This window comes from Lactobacillus porci, assembly GCF_009695985.1.
GTDB classification, from domain to species: Bacteria; Bacillota; Bacilli; order Lactobacillales; family Lactobacillaceae; genus Lactobacillus; species Lactobacillus absianus.
This window is the reverse complement of the sequence record NZ_VUMX01000021.1, coordinates 1-16,957: the sequence shown is the minus strand read 5'-3', so window position 1 is coordinate 16,957 and position 16,957 is coordinate 1. Positions and strand designations below refer to the sequence as shown.

Below are 16,957 nucleotides of genomic sequence, written 5' to 3'. Positions count from 1 at the left end.
TCTAATACACTATTATTATAGAACAGTCCGGCTTGTTTGGCAATCATCTTTTTGCCAAAAGAAAAGCAAGTCGCTTCGCTAGACGGAAGGACTTGCTTTCAGCAGTCATCTCTTTGATTGTTAGCGTTCTTGGCCTGATTCGCTGGCTAGCCAAGGCTCAGCGTCATACTTGGAAAGGTCGGTCATGACGCCGACGAACAAGGTCCGTCGGCCGTCGCTGGCCACCTTCATCATGCTCAAGTTGAAAGGCTGGTCGTCAATGATAAAGTCGCGGCTATGCGGCTCCCGGTTTCCGCGGCAAACCGCAATCAGCTGCTCGGCTGCCCTCTGCCAGTTGGACTGCTGGTCCAGCAGGCGCTGCTGCAACTCCTGGCCGTCCATCTTCAGCTTGCTGGTCAGCAAGTCTTCACCGCTCTCATTGATGTAAAGCAGGTTCAGCCGGCCATCGGCTTCCTCTTCAATTTCAACGATCGGCAGAATGTCTTCGCCCTTTGGATTGCTGCCCAGGGTTGGATCAGACAGGACGTTGATCTGGCCAGCTTCCCGGTAGTATTCGTTCTCTTCGACCGGCTCCAAGTAGCCGTCAGCATGGTCGCTGAAATATTCAATAAATTCTTCAAAAGGCAGGGGCTGGGCAAACAAGAAGCCCTGCAGCCTTTCGCAGCCAACCTCCCGGAGAAAGTCGGCCTGCTCCACCGTCTCTACCCCTTCGCACAGGGTTTGGATGCCTAGCCGTTTGGCCATGTCGATTATGGCAGCAACGATGGTGCTGACGCTTGGATTGCTTGCAAAATTGCGCAGGAAAATCATGTCGATCTTGATCAGGTCAAAATTGTAGCTCTGCAGGTTGTTCAAGCTGGAATAGCCAGAGCCGAAGTCATCCATCCAGACGTCATAGCCTGCCCGCTGGAATTCACGCATGGCCCGCATCAGCGCTTCTGGCGCCGTAGTCAGGGTTGACTCAGTAACTTCAATTTTCAAAAGCTTGGGACTGAGGTCATACTTGCGCCGCAAGCGGTCGACTTCCTTAAAGATGTCACAGACCTGAAAGTCAATCCGGGACAGGTTGACGGAAATCGGGATCATCGGCTCATTTTCGTCCTTCATTCCCCGGATAATCTGGCAGGTCTGCTCAATAATGCATAAGTCCAGGCGGTGGATCAGATTGGCTTCTTCCAAGACCGGAATAAACAGGCCTGGGCTCAGTACCCCTTTTTCCGGGTCAACCCAGCGAGCCAGAGCTTCCGCCCCGCAGAGCTTGCCAGTAATGGCCCGCATTTCCGGCTGGAAATAAGCCTGAATCCAGCCTTCCCGCAGAGCTTCATTGAAGTGAGTCAAAACGTAGTCGCGGGAATCATACTTGTCCTTGACCTTCTGGTCGTAGACGCAGCAAAGCTGCTGGCGGTTGCCGGCCATGTACTTCAGGGCCTTTCTGGCATTGTCGACCGCCGTCATCGGATTAGCGATTTTCTCCTGGCAGTAGTAGATTCCGGCATGCACCCCGTCAGACCAGCCATGGGTGCTGTCCATCACGTCCTTGGCCACCCGCTTAAGCTTGGGGAGCAGGTTGTGGTCAGCCGTAACCATGACGAAATGGTCTTCCACGAAGCGCACCAAGAGGCTGTTTGGAAAAGCCGCCCTGATGATCCGGGCCGTCGTGCGCAAGAGCTGGTCGCCCTTGGCATAGCCAAAGTGGTCATTGTAGGCATGCATCCCGTAGATGTCAAAAAAGACCACGATCGGCGTCTGCCCGCTTTCCTGAAGCTCATTCAGGTATTTTTGCGCGAAGCTTTGAAAGTAGTTGGTATTGGGCAAGCCGGTCAATCGATCCAGGAAATAGTCGTCTTCTTGGCTGGTCAAATAAGCCTGGTCAGTCAAAAACAGCCTTTCCTGCTGCTTGGTCAAGTCAACGTATTCAACCATGATCAATTCCGATTCAGCCGCCTTCAGCTCCCGCTTACGCTCAAGCAAGGCCGGCAGGCAGGACAGGTCACTGGCAATCGTGCCTTGCATCAATTGGGAGCGACTTTGGCCCAGCATCTGACACAGACCGTCAGAAACCAGCAGCAATTCCCGTCCCTCTGGTCCGGTTTGGTAGATCGCGATTGGGATGCTCAGGCTTTCATAGCTTTCCCGAACTTTTGGGTCGAATTCATAGCGCTCCATGCTTAGCGCCTCCTTTAGTCAACTGTTTCTTATTTTTATATTATATCATTTGTGTCTCAAGCTTAGACCGACTTCAGCCTTTGCGCTGCTTTCTATTAGCAATTTTCCAGATGCCTTTAAGCCCTTTTAAAGAAAAGTGCGTTAATTTTAACAATCCGTTCATGTTGATTTCATAGTAAATGCGAGCTATTTCTTTATTATTTTAGGTCTGCTACACTGGAAGTAGCTTTTTAAGCTTTAGCTGTAATTTTAGGAGGAAAAAATATGAAAAAGACCAAGACCTTTTTGGCCGCTGGCACAACCATGCTGGCAGCCTTGGCCTTGACGGCCTGTGGCGGCTCCAACTCTTCATCCGGCAGCAAGGACGTGCTGAATTGGGAAGAATCAGCCGAAATCCCAACCATGGACTTGTCAAAGGCAACTGACAGCGCCAGTTTCGTGCAATTGATCAACACTATGGAAGGCTTGTACCGGGAAAAGGCTGACGGCTCCCAAGAGCCAGCCCTGGCTACCAAGGAAACCGTCTCCAAGGACGGCAAGACCTACACCTTCACCCTGCGCAAGTCAAAGTGGAATGATGGCTCCCCAGTCACCGCCAAGGACTTCGTCTACTCATGGAGAAGAACCGTTGATCCGAAGACTGCTTCCCAATACGCCTACCTCTTCAGCGGCATCAAGAACGCGGACGACATCCAAAACGGCAAGAAGAAGCCGGAAACCTTGGGCATCAAGGCCGTAGGCGACTACAAGCTGGTCGTTACCCTTGAGCGGCGGATTCCTTACTTCAACAACTTGATGGCCTTTGGCTCCTTCTTCCCACAACAGGAAAAGGCCGTAGAGAAGTACGGCTCCAAGTACGGCACTGCTTCCAAGTACATGGCCTACAACGGTCCATTCGTCATGAAGGGCTGGAACGGCTCATCCCTGTCCTGGAAGCTGGTCAAGAACGACAACTACTGGGACAAGAAGCACGTCCACCTCAAGCAGGTCAACTACAGCGTGCAAAAGACTCCTTCAACCGCCTACAACCTCTACCAGTCAAACAAGCTTGACGCTGTTTCCCTGGATGCTGAGCAAAGCAAGCAATTGAAGAGCGTTAAGGGCTACACCCTCTACCCACGCGGGACTACCTTCTACATCCAGTTCAACCAGTACAAGAACAAGTACCTGCAAAACGCCAACATCAGAAAGGCCCTGTCCCTGGCCATCGACCGTCCAGCCCTGTGCAAGGTGCTTGGCGGCAACAACACCGTAGCCAAGACTTTGACTCCAGCCAAGCTGACCACGGTCAACGGCTCTGACTACATCAACATGATCGACAAGAACGACGAGCAGTACGCGACCTACAACAAGAAACTGGCTCAAAGCTACTTGAAGAAGGGGATGAAGGAACTCGGCGTAAGCAAGCTGAGCTTCAAGCTTTTGTCAGACGATACTGACGGGGCCAAGAAGTCAACTGAAGCCATGCAATCAAGCATCGCTGACACCTTGCCACGAGTTTCCATCTCAACTCAAAACCTGCCATTCAAGACCCGGCTGGCCAGAACTGACGCTGGTCAATTCGACATGGTCGTTACTGCCTGGGGCGCTGACTTCGCTGACCCAATCTCCTTCCTGGACCTGTTCACCAGCAAGAACGCCCAAAACGGCGGTCACTGGTCAAACAGCCAGTACGACAAGCTGATCCTCGAATCAAAGACGACCGGCTCAAACGACCAACGCTGGAAGGACCTCAGCCAAGCTGAAGGCGTGCTGCTGAAGGACGTCGGCATTTCACCACTTTACTCCAGCACCAGCGCCTGGATCGTTCGCCCAGGCATCAAGCACTTGATCAACCTGCGCGACCACTGGGACTTCAAGTACGTCACGATCGAAAACTAAGCGTGGCCATCCTAGCTAGAAACGCTAAACTAAAATACTGAACTAATTGCAACTTGGCACTCATCTACTTTAGATGAGTGTCTTTTGCTTGCTGTTGAAAAAACAGCCGCAGCCGAGCACATTTCGGGAACCATTTTTTGAAAAAGTACCTAACTAACTCAAAATCCGCGCTCGCCGCACCAGCCACTGCCCAAAGCTTTCTGATTGGTCCAGGCAATGTTGCAATGCTATAATTGGCGGGCAAACTATCAAAACAGGAAGGACGTTCAAGCCACCATGTACAAAGTCGTTAAAAAAGATACCATCAACGCAGACCGCTTCACGATTATCCAGGAAAAAGTCGAAAAAGACGGTCAGATTGCCCCTTTTTCCTATGTCACGATTGGCTTTGGCATCTCCATCATCCCCTTCGTTGACGAAGATCACGTCTTAGTCCTGAAGGAATACCGCCACCCAGTCGGCAGCTGGCAATACGAGTTTCCAAGCGGCGGCATCGATGAGGGCGAAGAAGCCAGCGCGGCCGCCAAGCGGGAATTATTGGAAGAGACTGGCTATGAAGCCAGCGAAATCATCCCTTTGGGCTTCACCTACCCTTCCTTTGGCTCTACCAATGAAAAAATCACCCTCTTTGCGGCCAAGGCCAGCAAGGCCGCGGCTCCTCAGCGGGAGATCCTGGAAGAGATCAAGGGCGAGATCATTTCTACCGACCAGCTGGAAGATCTAATCGCCAGCGGCCAATTTGCCCACGGGGCCGGGGAAGTTGCCTGGCTCAAGTGGCTGCTCTACCAAAAGCGCCAAGGGCAACACTAAGCCAAATCAAATAAAAAGCAGACCAGACCGCTTAAGGTCTAGTCTGCTTTCTTTATTTTTCCAGCCAGCAGTCACGCAATTCCTGGCAGGTCTGGGCAAATTCTCCGCCAAACAGGCTCTTCTTGGACCAGATAAAGCTGAAGCCGTGGCTGGCCGAGAAGTCAGCCAAGTCCAACTCCCGCAGCGTCCCCTGCTCCAGGTCTTTCGCGACCGCGGCCTTGTAGAGAAAACTGATCCCGCAGTCGGCCTTCACCAGTTCAATGATGGTGTGCATGTTCTCCAGCTGGATGAAGTGGGCAAAATTGCTCAAAGCAAAATTCTCCTGCTCCAAGCCCCGCTCCAGGATATTTCTAGTGCCTGAGCCCGGCTCTCTGACCAGCAGCCTTTCTGAGAACAAGTCTTCCAGCCGCTTGGGCGGGGTCTTAAAGACGTGCTGCTTCGCGGCCACCCCGATGAACTGCTCCTTGGCCAGCGGCAGCTCGGCATACAAGTCGCGCGGGAAATTGCCTTCGACCAAGGCAAAGTCCAGGCTGCCGTTTTGCAGCTGCCTGAGCAGGCTGGCCGTGTTGGCGCAGGTCACCTTGATATTGACGCCAGGATGGCGCTTGACATAGACGGCCAGAATCTTGATCAGGGCCGTCTCCCCAATCGTCTTGGTGACCCCAAAGGTCAAAGTCCGCAAATCATCATTCTTAAGCTGGTTTTTGATCCGCCGCTCGTCATTGGCCAAGTGCCGCATGGCCTGCTCCAGCAACTTTCCCTGCGGGGTCAGGACCAGATTGCGCCCATCCCTGGCAAAAAGCTTGACCCCATACTCGCGCTCCAGATACCTGATCTGGGTGGAAACCGCGGGCTGGGTCAGGTTCAACTGGCGGGCCGTCTCCGTAAAGTTGAGCAGCTGGCAGGCCGTTAAAAAAGTCTTGACGCGAAAGTCCAGCATAAAATTCCTCCTGTCATCCATAATTTATTTTTATCGCTAGCAAAAAATATACAATTTCTCATTTGCGTTGGCAAGCAATATACTGAAGCGGAAGCTAATTTGGAGGTAAAAAATCAATGCAATGGTTCAAAAGAAATTTGCCAGGTCTCTTGGTCTGCTTAGGCATCTCAATTCCGGCCTGGCTCTTGGGGGAAGCCTTCCCCGTAATCGGCGGCCCCGTCATCGCGATCCTGTTCGGCATGGTCATCGCCCTCTGCTGGACTGACCAGGGAAAAGCCGCCGAAGGAATCAAGTTCACGTCAAAAATCATCTTGCAGGCAGCCGTCGTTCTGCTGGGCTTTGGCATGAATTTAGGGGTCATCTTAAAGACAGGCGGCCAGTCCCTGCCGATCATTATCTGCACGATCTCCGTGTCGCTTTTGCTTGCCTGGGGCTTGCACAAGTGGCTGAAGATCCCTTTCAATATTTCCACCCTTGTTGGCGTGGGCTCATCCATCTGCGGGGGCAGCGCCATCGCGGCAACCGCGCCAGTGATTGATGCTGATGATGACGAAGTGGCGCAAGCCATCTCCGTGATCTTCTTCTTCAACGTCCTCGCCGCCATCTTTTTCCCAATGCTGGGCAAGGCGATCGGCTTTGACACCCTGCACGGCGATGCTTTCGGCATTTTCGCGGGCACGGCCATCAACGACACGTCTTCCGTAACCGCGGCCGCCGCTACCTGGGACTCCATGTTCAAGCTGGGCACGGCCACTTTGGACAAGGCAGTCACGGTCAAGCTGACACGAACTCTGGCTATCATCCCCATCACCCTGGCTTTGGCCTTCATGCGGGCCAAGCAGGCGCGAAAAGACGGCAGCCACGCGAATGGCTTCAGCTTCAAGCGGGCCTTTCCAACTTTTATTCTCTACTTCATCCTGGCCGCGGTCATCACGACTATCGCCACCAGCCTAGGAGTCAAGGCCGCGGTCTTTGTTCCTTTAAAGACCCTGAGCAAGTTCTTGATCGTCATGGCCATGGCCGCGATCGGCCTGAATTCAAACCTGATCAAGCTGGTCAAGTCCGGCGGCAAGCCGATCCTGCTGGGCGGGGTCTGCTGGATCGGGATCACTCTGGTCAGCCTGGCCATGCAGCATATGATGGCTATTTGGTAAAAAAAAGAAGTCCGCGAAGAACTCGCGGGCTTCTTTCTTTAATGTGATTAAGTAGAGCGCGGTCTGCGCCCGGCAGCCAAGGATCGAAAAGAAGAGCATGACGGCCACGAAGACTGAGCCGGACAAGTAGTCGGCCGGCTTCAGCCAATCTATTTTATTTTTCATTCCTAGTTTTGATATACCTACTACAGTTTAGCCAGGTCTTCCGCGGAATCAGCGCAGCTTTTCTTCAAATTGCTTCTTAACGCCAAAATTGTAGACCAGCACGTAGCCCATCACGGCCCCGAAGCCAGCCTGCAGGCATTCAAACGGGAATTTGATCAGCGAGATTGCCGGAGTGGCATAGATGAAGGCCCGGCCAAGGGTGTAGCCAGTGACCATGACCGCTGCCCCAGCCAGAATGCCCAGCATGACCTTGCCGCGGTTCTTAGGATACTTGCGGGCAACATAAGCAATGATCATTGCTTCCAAGCCGTGTGAGAAGAGACTGACAAACATTGGTGCCGGGTAGAACAGGGCATCACCCAAGAAGGCGCCGACGCCGCCGACCACAAATGCCTCCGATGGCATAAGCATCAAAGCTGAAGCCACGATCACCACGTCATTGAAGTAAAGGTGACCGCCAGGTACTGGAATGCTGAAGGATGACAAAGCAACGTTCATCGCCATCAATACAGCAACTACAACTGTTCTTTTAATCGACCAAGCTTTATTCATATTTACTATTTCTCCTTTCTCGGCTTAAGCAGTTTTTAAGATCAATGCCTTTATCATAATCTTTTAATTTTATTTTGTAAAGCGTTAAGATCAATTAACTTACTTTTTGTCAAAGAAAGGTCCGCCAGTGATTTGGTTGCGGCCGTTCTCCTTGCTGCGGTACAAGAACTTGTCGGCCGTGTTGACCAAGCTCCAGAACGCTTGCAGGTTTTCTGGCCGCCCCCAGGTGTAGCCGCCTGAGATATGGATATCCACGATGATGCCTAGGATATTGCTTTGAAGCAGGTCCTGGCGGATAACCTGGTCCCGGCGCCGGAGCTCGCTTTCCGGCACATAGTCGCAGATCACGAGGAACTCGTCGCCCCCATAGCGGTAGCAGTGCTCGTCGCCATAAACGTCGCGGATGGCCTGGCTGACCGTCTTCAGGGTCTCATCCCCGAAGCGGTGGCCATAGTTGTCGTTGATCAGCTTGAACAAGTCAATGTCGATGATCATCGCGACGATTTTCTTGCCGGCAAAACGGTCAATGAAATCATGGTCTAGCGCCCAGCGGTTTCTGAGGCTGGTCAAAGAGTCCTGCAGGGCTTCTTTTTCCAGTTCATCGATCTTGTCCTGCCGCTCAGAAACGTCGATAAAAAAGCCTGCCAGACCCACGATCTGCTCTTCGCTGTAGAGCGGCGCCCTGTAGGCCACGATGGTCTGACTCCGTCCCTTGGCGATCGTCGTGCCCCAGCTGCGGGCTGGCTGGCCGTGCAGAACTTCTTCCTCAGCCTTTCTGAAGGCTTCAGTCTGCTCATTCCAGGCCATGTCGTCATCGGTCTTGCCCAAGACGTCATCCAGCTGCAGGCCGTAATAGTCCAAAAAGCGCTGATTGACGCCTAAAAAACGGCGCTTGGTGTCCTTCCAGAAGACCCCAATGTCTTTTGACCTGAAGACGGCATCCCACAGGTTGCCCTTGTAGATCTGCCCAGGAATAGTCTCCAAGCGATCAACCAAGGCTTCAGTCTGCCGGTTCGCTTCATTGGTCTCCCCTTCAACGTAGTCGACGATCAGGTAGCCTTGACCATTGAATTCAAGGACTTGGCTCTGGGCTAAAAACTTCCGCTTCTTGCCCTTGATAGTCACGTGCACTGACCGGGGCTTGCCGTTCTCACATGGCACTTCATTCTGCCCGCTAGCCAACTCGTTGGCGATGCTTTCGCGGTCATGGCCCAGCAGGTCACAGAAGCCTTGAGAGATAAGCCAAGGGTACTTTTCTTTCCCCTTAACCTTAAAAAAGACCAGAGCTAGAGGCGAGGCTTCATAGATGCGGCGCAGCTCAGCTTCGTCTGTCAGCCTTCGTTTTTCCATTTATCCCGCTCCTTCCTGGCAGCTTTGCCTGCATTTTGTATATTTTAATTCTAACATCTTTGCCTGACCGATAAAATAACTACAGACAAAGAAGAAAAGCGAAAAAAGACGCGAACCACCGGGAATGGATCGCGTCTTTTTTGGCAATATTTCAGTTGTAGAACCTAAAATTACAATGATTTCATTTTTTCTAAACAAACTAGAAGCGGTGCTTCTCGTCTCTTCTGTAGGCCACGTACTTAATGTTCAGCAAGTCCATCGCGGTGATGTTGTGGGAAACAGAGTTTGAGCCGTATGAGCCAGTCCCCAAAGTCAGTGATGGCATCAGGTTGTTGTAGATCCCGCCGATCCCGCCGAGGGCAGCTGGACTGTTGACCAGGATCCGGCAAGCTGACATCTTGAAGGCAAATTTCTTCAAAACGTCGACGTCGTGGGTGTGGATGCCGGCAGTGTGGCCGCGGCCGCCGTAGTTCAGCAGGGCGGTACAGATCGTGAAGGCTTCAGATTGATCCTTGGCCTTGTACATGGTCAAAACTGGGGACAGCTTTTCGGCTGACAGTGGGTGACCCTTGCCGACGCCGTGGTATTCGGCGATGACGACCGTCGTGTCTTCTGGAACATCAACGCCGCACATCTTGGCGATTTGGTAGGCGCTCTTCCCGGCCATTGGCCCGGCAACCGTGCCGCGGCGTGGGTCGATGAAGTGTTCCTCGAACTTCTTGGTTTCGTCCTTGGACAGGAAGTAGCACTTCTTTTCGGCGAACTTTTGCTTAACTTCATCGTAGACGTCAGCATCAACTACGACTGAGTTTTCTGAAGCACAGATCATCCCGTTGTCAAAAGTCTTGGAAAGGACGATGTCGTTGACTGACTGGTCAAGGTCAGCGGTCTTTTCAATGTATGAAGGGCCGTTGCCTGGGCCAACGCCCAAGGCTGGCTTACCAGTTGAGTAGGCTGCCTTGACCATGCCTGGGCCGCCAGTAGCCAAGACCATTTGCACCTTTGGGTTGTTCATCAAAGCGGTCGTAGCCGTCAAGCTTGGCTCAGTGATCCATTGAATCCAGTCTTCTGGAGCGCCGGCAGCAACAGTCGCGTCGCGGATCAATTCGGCCGTCTTCACGCAGGACTTTTGAGCTTGCGGGTGGAAGCCGAAGATGATGGTGTTCTTTGACTTCATGGCGATCATGGCCTTGAAGATAACCGTTGAGGTTGGGTTGGTAACTGGAGTAACCCCAGCGATGACGCCGATTGGCTCAGCGATCTTCACGATCCCGGCCTTTTCGTCTCTTTCAACCACGCCGACTGTCTTCATGTCCTTCATTGATTCCCAGATGGTTCTTGAAGCGTATTCGTTCTTGGCAGTCTTGTCAATGACCTTGCCTCGGCCAGTTTCTTCAACAGCCAGCTTAGCCAGTTCTTCGGCGTGTTCAACGCCAACATTTTCGATAACTTGACACAGGTGGTCGACTTGCTCTTGGGTGAAGTCATCCATCTTGCTCAAAGCAATATGTGATTTATTAGCTAAATCATCAATATGACGGTAGATTTTCTTGTTTTCCTCTTCTTGTTCTTTGTCGGTATGTGTAGTAGTTACAGCCATTTTTCTGATTCTCCTACTCGGTTTCTCGTTCGGGTTTATTTGTGATTCATTTCTCAATTACTATCATAACAGCATTTTTTTAAAAGAAAACCCCTTTTTTCGGCAGATTTTTCTGCACAAAGATCTTGATTTATCAACAATTCGGCCCTTTGGGCAATGAAAGCGCTAACTTTTTATGGAATTGTGAGAAAATTAACTTTTATTGTTCTTTAAAGAACTTAAATATGGGAGGATTTTTTAGCAAATTTAAAAGTGACTTTCATATATCAACAGCACTTTTCCCCATTTTGTAAGCATTTCCGGATTCAAGCTCATTTTTGACAAACTTTTCCAGCTGTCAGCCTTAACAGCACCGGCCTCTATCGCCAATATCTGTTACCACTTTCACATTTTCTGTTAAAAATGAGTCCGTTAAGGCAAGGTCGTTCAGCTTTGACTTTGGCTGCAGTGTTTTTCGGGACCGTATTGCTCGTTTTTGGCTTCAATTGGGGATTTTTCGGGAACGCACTGCGCGATTTTAGGCTTTGTTGGGGACCTTTCGAAGTCCAATTCCCTAAAAGTCCCCAACTGCGGCGTTTTTTCCAAAAATTCGATCGCCAAACAAAAACACTCATCTTAAGTTAGATGAGTGTCCTACGTTCACAGTTATCTTGGCTAGGCGAAGTCGGTCAGTTCTTCGGCGCGGTAGCGGGTCGTGTCAGGGATCGTTTCGCTTGGATCGCCCTTGCCGATGGCAATCGCCATGACTGGCACGAATTGGGTTGGGTCCAGGTCAAAAGCTGCGGCCGCCTTAGCCGAGTCATAGCCAGCCATCGCGTTGGTGTCATAGCCATGGGCCCGGGCCACCAGCATGAACTGCATGGAGACCAAGGCTGCGTCAACCAACGCATCAGCCAGCAGCATCTGCTGGTCGGCATTCTTGTACAAAGGCAGGAAGGTGCCAACTGCCGCGTCGCGTGCCTCCTGGCTGACCTTGCCCGCCTTCAGCATCCCGTTCCACAAGTCTTCATACTTCTTCCAGGACTTGGTATTGCCAAAAACCAGCAAGATAGCGCTGGCCGTGTCAACTTGCGGATAGTTGAATGGCATGAAGTAGCCATGCAGCTTCTCGCGTCCTTCCGGACTGTCAACGACAACGAACTTCCATGACTGCAGGTTGCAGGCGCTTGGTGCCTGGACGGCCTCATTCAGCATCTGCAGCAGCTCTTCGTGGCTGATCTTCCGGCTTGGGTCAAAGTGGCGGACTGATTGCCGGCCCAGCACGATCTTCTCAAAATCATTTTCTTTAAACATTTTATTTCTCCTTTTTAAGCATCACATAGCGCAAAACGTAAGCGCTTTTTCCAACTCTTATTCTAACTTATTTTTGGCCAAATCCCAAAAAAGAAGCAGCCGCGAATCACTCGCGACTGCTTCTGCAATCTCTGTTTATCTATCGCTGCCGCTTCTAATCGCCAATATAAAAATCATTGGTCAGGTTATCGCGGTACTGCCCTGACGCCAGCGGCAAGTTCAGCTTGTACTTCTTCAAGACGCGCAGGGTATTGACGTAGCTCTTGTAGACCGGATAATCCTGGCCGACCTTCGTACCACTGACGCTGACGGTCACGGTCCCGATTTCCTCGGTCTTCTTGGCCATCAGCCAGCTCCACTTGCTTTCCAGGTCCTTCTTGTAGGCGGTCCGGAATTCCTTGTAAAGCTGCTTGCTCTTCAAGCTCTTGGTGCTGTAGCCATTGGTGTTGGACAAGCGGATCACGTTCTTGCTGGTCAATAGAGCCTGGTCCTGGTAGAGCTGGTAGTAGCTCTTTCTAAATTCCGCGGACTGGGAAACCCCTTGGAAGTACTTGTCCATCGCCTTCATGCTGATGTCATAGTAGCGGCGGATCTGCTTGCCATTCTTCAAGCGATAGATTACGTACATGTCAAATTCGCTTGAAGAATCGAGGCCGCGGTCCTTGACAGCCTTCTTTGCCCCTTCCTTGCCCAAGTCATAGGCCAAAGCCGGGTCCAGCTTCATCTGTGAGCGGTACTGGAAGGCTGAAACCTCTTTGCCGCTAGCCATGTATTTGTCCGTGTAGTAAGTTGACCAATAATCGCGGGCCGGTGGAAAGACGGCCATCGAAGCCACCTTGTCTTGGTCCGGCACATAGGCATCATGCTTGTAAGACGCGTAGTCCATGGCGCCAAAGACGGCCAGGCCAATGGCAGTCAAAAGCAAGTTGCAGACAAAGCGCTTTTTCCAAGCCATGGCATCGAAGCGGTAGATCACCTGCAAGATCGCTCCCAAGACCAAACCAGCCAACAAGGCCAGGGCAAAAGTTGCCGGCAGGTTCTTGGAGAACATGCTGTAGCCAAAGGAGGCGGCCAGAATCGTCCCCAGAACTACCCCGCTGACAGTCACGACCGTTTCGCACCACTTAAAGGACAGGGCCTGTCCCGCCGTCTCGCTGCCGCGCTTTTGCAGGGCCCAGTAGGCCAAGGCCAGGTAAGCCAGACCCAGCAGGCAGTTCAGCCAGAACATGTAAGGCTGCGGGTGTTCGTGGCCAATCGTGACCAAAGCGTAAGGGTTGGTAAAAACATGCTTGAAGACGTTGGTCCCAACCGTCGTGGTGCACAACGAGTGGTAGTACACCGCTGCCACGCAGCGGACCAGCAGCTCAAAGAGCATGAAGTAGGCCGTGCCTAAGATGGCCACAAAGGTATTGCCGGTCAAGGTCATGGCCAAAACCGTCAAAGCATATGAAGCCAGATAGACGCCAAAGCACAGGAAGTAATAGACCGCCGCATCCGCAAAGATCTGCCCCAAGTGCGGGCCGGTCATGCCAGCGGTCTCCAAGATCCCCAGCAGCATGAAGATGGCAGACAAGGCCGCGTAAGCGAGCACGCTGTTCAGCACGATCCCGAAAAAGCGCTGCTTTCTGGTCAAAGGCTGGCTTTCATAAAAATCAACCTGCTTTTCCACATGCAGGTAGTGGAAGCTGTCCACCCCCAGGTAAATCCCCAGAAAAAGGACGACCAGCGTCCAGATAAAGTTGTCTGACGAAAAATTCTTGTTGACGTTCTGCCAAATGTTGGCATGGTTGACGTCACTGATGAACATGACTGGGACGATGATATCCGCCATAAACATGGCCAAGGTCATGACGGCCAGTGGCACCTTTCGGTGGGTCAGGTATTCCTTCTGTGAAAATCTCAGCTTATTTGAGGATGAGCTTGCGCGTGTCATAGCCTACCGCCTCCGCTTCTGAAATAAAGATTTCCTCCAAGGTCAACGGCAAGACCTCAAAGAAAGTCATTGGTACATGGTCAAAGACTGCCTTGACGTCGCTGGCTTCCCCGCGCACCACCAAAGTGTGCAGGCGGCCACGGGTCCGGTGGTCGACCACGGTCAGCTTGGCCAGGACCTCCTTGGCGTCTTGCTCGTTCTTGAAGACGCACTGCAATTTCTGGATGCCCAGCTTCATGTCGGACAAGTCCTCTGACAAGAGCAGCCCGCCCTTGTGCAGGAAGCCGATATGATCACAGAAGTCTTCCAATTCCCGCAGGTTGTGGGAGGCAATGATCGGCGTCAAATGCCGGCGCTCCATGTCTTCAGCAAACAGGCTCTTCATGCTCTGCCGCATTACTGGATCCAGTCCGTCAAAGACTTCATCCAGCAGCAGGTAGCTGGTGTTGGCGCAGATCCCCAGCAGGATGGCCAACTGCCGCTTCATGCCTTTTGAGTAGCTGCTGATCCGGTCTTTTGGCTCCAATCCAAAGTCCTTGAGCAGCTCGTCAAAGCGTTTTTTGTCAAAATCCAAATAGATGGTCATCATATAGCGGGCCATCGTTTCCGCGGTCGCGTTTGGAAAAAAGTAGGGGTCATCCGCTACAAAATAGATCTTCCGCTTGGCTTCCGGGTTCTCGTAGACGCTGTCTCCATCCAGCGTGATCGTCCCCCGGCTTGGCTTCAAGACCCCGGCCATCATCCGCAGCAGGGTACTCTTCCCGGCTCCGTTGGTCCCGATCAGGCCAAAGACGCGTTCGTCATCGATGCCCAAAAACAGGTCCTTGATCGCGGTCTTGTCGCCATATTGCTTGCTAACGCCGTCAATCTCGATCATTTTTCTCAACCTCCTCTATCGCTTGCTCCATCATTTCCTTTGGCTCAATCCCCAAGTCGCGGGCCTGAACCAACAATTCAGCAATTTTCCCTTTCAGCTCCACAATCTTTTGCTCTTTCAGCGCATCATTCTCACGGACAAAGTTTCCCCGCCCCTTAACGCTGTACAAGTATCCCTCTCGCTCCAGCAAGGCGTAAGCTTTCTGCACCGTGTTCGGATTGGTCGACAATTCCATCGCCAGCTTTCTGACTGAAGGCAGCTGCTCATTTGCCTGCAGCACCCCGGTCAAGATCAGCGACTTATACTTGTCGGCAATCTGCTCATAGATTGGCCGGCTGTCTAAGTAATCAATGAAGTCCACAAGCCTCCTCCTTTCGAACGCCCTCGTTCACTGTTCTTACTGTACTATTTATTCTAGTACACTTGTAATGCAAAGGCAAGTATTAAAAACACCCAACTGCAGCGCTTCTCCAGGAAATCTTCGTGGTTCAGCAAAAAGTGGACTCTTATTTTGAAAAAAGTGACTTGGGGCAGTATAAAGCGGGGCTCGTATTTCAAAAATGTGGCTTGGTTCAGTATAAAGCGGGGCTCGTATTTCGAAAAAACGGCTTGGTTCAGTATAAAACGGGGCTCATATTTCAAAAATGTGGCTTGGTTCAGTATAAAGCGGGGCTCGTATTTCGAAAAAGTTGCTTGGTTCAGTATAAAACGGGGCTCAAAGCAATGATTGTCCTCGATTTTACCGCAGCCAAGCACAATTTGAGAAAAATAATCCCCGTTTTTTACGTAGCCAAGCACAATTTGAGAAAAATAATCCCCGCTTTTTACGCAGCCAAGCACAATTTGAGAAAAATAATCCCCGTTTTTTACGTAGCCAAGCACAATTTGAGAAAAATGCTCCCCGCTTTTTACGCAGCCAAGCACAATTTGAGAAAAATGCTCCCCGCTTTTTACGCAGCCAAGCACAATTTGAGAAAAATAATCCCCGTTTTTTACGTAGCCAAGCACAATTTGAGAAAAATAATCCCCGCTTTTACCGCAGCCATGGACGTTTAGGCAAAAAGTAGCCCCGTTTTTACCGCAGCCATGGGAATTGGAGCCCCGTTTTTACCGTAGCCATGGGAATTGGAGCAAAAAAAAGAGCCAGACCTAAGTCTGACTCTTTAAATCGCGCGGCAATTACCTATCCTCGCAGGCAGTTTCCCACCAACTACTTTCGGCGTGAAGAAGCTTAACTGCTGTGTTCGGCATGGAAACAGGTGTATCCTTCTTGCCATTATTACCACACTAACGGTCCATGCGGGATTTGAACCCGCGATCTCCTCCGTGACAGGGAGGCGAGATAAACCACTGCTCCAATGGACCAAATTGCGGGAGCTGGATTTGAACCAACGACCTTCGGGTTATGAGCCCGACGAGCTACCAGACTGCTCCATCCCGCGATAATAAAAAGGAGGATGTGGGATTTGAACCCACGCAGGAGTTGCCCCCTCTAACGGTTTTCAAAACCGTCCCCTTAAGCCACTTGGGTAATCCTCCAAATGTGGTGATTGATAGTTATTCTTTTTATGCCTGGCGGCAATGACCCGTACGAGATTTGAACTCATGTTACCGCCGTGAAAGGGCGGTGTCTTAACCACTTGACCAACGGGCCGAAAATAAATGGAGGATATAGGGCTCGAACCTATGACCTCCTGCTTGTAAGGCAGATGCTCTCCCAGCTGAGCTAATCCTCCATATTGCTATTATTGTGCCGCTTGGGCACTAAGCGGAAGACGGGATTCGAACCCGCGACCCCCACCATGGCAAGGTGATGTTCTACCACTGAACTACTTCCGCATATCGCCTTAACTCCGCCTGTCAGACTCGAACTGACGACATCCTGATTAACAGTCAAGCGCTCTACCAACTGAGCTAAGGCGGAATGTCGCGCGGCAGCGCCCTATCCTCGCAGGCAGTTTCCCACCAACTACTTTCGGCGCGAAGAAGCTTAACTTCTGTGTTCGGCATGGGAACAGGTGTATCCTTCTTGCCACTGCCACCGCACTCTTTTCTTTGAGCTTGCACGCTCAAAACTGAATACTCTCATCCAAGCAAAACCGGATTGCCTCGCTTTGGTCAAGTCCTCGACTGATTAGTACCGGTCCGCTCCAAGCCTCACGGCTCTTCCACTCCCGGCCTATCTACCTCATCGTCTCTGAGGTGTCTTACTTTCTTGAAGAAATGGGAAATCTCA

12 protein-coding genes, 7 tRNA genes, 3 rRNA genes and 1 pseudogene are annotated in these 16,957 nt (G+C 51.6%); 3 read left to right on the top strand and 20 right to left on the bottom strand.

All coding sequences use genetic code 11. From position 1 onward, the window contains the following. Nucleotides 1–120 precede the first annotated feature (120 nt). Nucleotides 121–2,166 carry a putative bifunctional diguanylate cyclase/phosphodiesterase gene (locus FYJ62_RS07720; protein WP_154549118.1) on the bottom strand — a complete coding sequence of 682 codons (2,046 nt, stop codon included), beginning with the start codon at nucleotides 2,164–2,166 and terminating at the stop codon, nucleotides 121–123. A 264-nt stretch (nucleotides 2,167–2,430) separates the two neighbouring features. Here FYJ62_RS07720 and FYJ62_RS07715 point away from each other — a divergent pair, with 264 nt between their 5' ends. Beyond that, nucleotides 2,431–4,047, top strand: a complete 1,617-nt coding sequence (locus FYJ62_RS07715; protein WP_154549117.1) for a peptide ABC transporter substrate-binding protein — start codon at nucleotides 2,431–2,433, stop codon at nucleotides 4,045–4,047. Between the two features lie 276 nt (nucleotides 4,048–4,323). Then, a complete protein-coding gene (locus tag FYJ62_RS07710) occupies nucleotides 4,324–4,857 on the top strand; it encodes an NUDIX domain-containing protein (RefSeq protein ID WP_154549116.1) in 534 nt (177 codons plus the stop codon). Between the two features lie 52 nt (nucleotides 4,858–4,909). On the opposite strand, the gene FYJ62_RS07705 is transcribed toward FYJ62_RS07710, so the two are convergent. Next, nucleotides 4,910–5,797 carry a LysR family transcriptional regulator gene (locus FYJ62_RS07705; RefSeq protein WP_154549115.1) on the bottom strand — a complete coding sequence of 296 codons (888 nt, stop codon included), beginning with the start codon at nucleotides 5,795–5,797 and terminating at the stop codon, nucleotides 4,910–4,912. A gap of 116 nt (nucleotides 5,798–5,913) precedes the next feature. On the opposite strand from FYJ62_RS07705, the gene FYJ62_RS07700 reads away from it, so the two are divergent. After that, nucleotides 5,914–6,951, top strand: coding sequence for a YeiH family protein (locus FYJ62_RS07700; RefSeq protein ID WP_154549114.1), 1,038 nt, complete (start codon nucleotides 5,914–5,916; stop codon nucleotides 6,949–6,951). A 213-nt stretch (nucleotides 6,952–7,164) separates the two neighbouring features. Here the strand turns inward: FYJ62_RS07700 and FYJ62_RS07695 are convergent, their stop codons facing one another. The 18 genes and pseudogenes from FYJ62_RS07695 to FYJ62_RS07610 form a co-directional block, all read right to left on the bottom strand. Further along, complete coding sequence (locus FYJ62_RS07695; RefSeq protein WP_154549113.1) at nucleotides 7,165–7,668, bottom strand: ECF transporter S component; 504 nt, start codon at nucleotides 7,666–7,668, stop codon at nucleotides 7,165–7,167. A 99-nt stretch (nucleotides 7,669–7,767) separates the two neighbouring features. After that, on the bottom strand, nucleotides 7,768–9,018 hold the full coding sequence (locus FYJ62_RS07690) for a sensor domain-containing diguanylate cyclase (RefSeq protein ID WP_154549112.1): 1,251 nt from the start codon (nucleotides 9,016–9,018) through the stop codon (nucleotides 7,768–7,770). A 217-nt stretch (nucleotides 9,019–9,235) separates the two neighbouring features. Continuing rightward, a pseudogene (locus FYJ62_RS07685) lies at nucleotides 9,236–10,618 on the bottom strand (aldehyde dehydrogenase family protein); the annotation flags it as partial. A gap of 654 nt (nucleotides 10,619–11,272) precedes the next feature. Then, a complete protein-coding gene (locus FYJ62_RS07680) occupies nucleotides 11,273–11,911 on the bottom strand; it encodes a nitroreductase family protein (RefSeq protein WP_154549110.1) in 639 nt (212 codons plus the stop codon). Nucleotides 11,912–12,065: 154 nt separating this feature from the next. After that, complete coding sequence (locus tag FYJ62_RS07675) at nucleotides 12,066–13,844, bottom strand: hypothetical protein (RefSeq protein WP_154549109.1); 1,779 nt, start codon at nucleotides 13,842–13,844, stop codon at nucleotides 12,066–12,068. Next, nucleotides 13,816–14,721, bottom strand: a complete 906-nt coding sequence (locus FYJ62_RS07670; RefSeq protein WP_154549108.1) for an ABC transporter ATP-binding protein — start codon at nucleotides 14,719–14,721, stop codon at nucleotides 13,816–13,818. The genes FYJ62_RS07675 and FYJ62_RS07670 overlap by 29 nt, the downstream gene beginning before the upstream one ends. Further along, entirely contained in the window at nucleotides 14,708–15,082 is a 375-nt protein-coding gene (locus FYJ62_RS07665) for a GntR family transcriptional regulator (RefSeq protein ID WP_302187643.1), read from the bottom strand. The genes FYJ62_RS07670 and FYJ62_RS07665 overlap by 14 nt, the downstream gene beginning before the upstream one ends. A 53-nt stretch (nucleotides 15,083–15,135) precedes the next feature. After that, nucleotides 15,136–15,729, bottom strand: a complete 594-nt coding sequence (locus FYJ62_RS07660) for a hypothetical protein (RefSeq protein ID WP_154549107.1) — start codon at nucleotides 15,727–15,729, stop codon at nucleotides 15,136–15,138. 162 nt (nucleotides 15,730–15,891) lie between these two features. Then, nucleotides 15,892–16,008: ribosomal RNA gene (rrf, locus tag FYJ62_RS07655) — 5S ribosomal RNA — on the bottom strand. 4 nt (nucleotides 16,009–16,012) lie between these two features. Beyond that, a tRNA-Asp gene (locus tag FYJ62_RS07650) sits at nucleotides 16,013–16,086 on the bottom strand. 3 nt (nucleotides 16,087–16,089) lie between these two features. Then, nucleotides 16,090–16,163: transfer RNA gene (locus FYJ62_RS07645), tRNA-Met, on the bottom strand. A 9-nt stretch (nucleotides 16,164–16,172) separates the two neighbouring features. Further along, a tRNA-Ser gene (locus FYJ62_RS07640) sits at nucleotides 16,173–16,260 on the bottom strand. 43 nt (nucleotides 16,261–16,303) lie between these two features. Beyond that, a tRNA-Glu gene (locus tag FYJ62_RS07635) sits at nucleotides 16,304–16,375 on the bottom strand. 9 nt (nucleotides 16,376–16,384) lie between these two features. After that, nucleotides 16,385–16,457: transfer RNA gene (locus tag FYJ62_RS07630), tRNA-Val, on the bottom strand. A 31-nt stretch (nucleotides 16,458–16,488) separates the two neighbouring features. Continuing rightward, a tRNA-Gly gene (locus tag FYJ62_RS07625) sits at nucleotides 16,489–16,560 on the bottom strand. Between the two features lie 12 nt (nucleotides 16,561–16,572). Beyond that, a tRNA-Asn gene (locus FYJ62_RS07620) sits at nucleotides 16,573–16,645 on the bottom strand. Between the two features lie 5 nt (nucleotides 16,646–16,650). Beyond that, nucleotides 16,651–16,767, bottom strand: a 5S ribosomal RNA gene (rrf, locus tag FYJ62_RS07615). Between the two features lie 68 nt (nucleotides 16,768–16,835). After that, nucleotides 16,836–16,957 (bottom strand): 23S ribosomal RNA (locus FYJ62_RS07610); the annotation flags it as partial.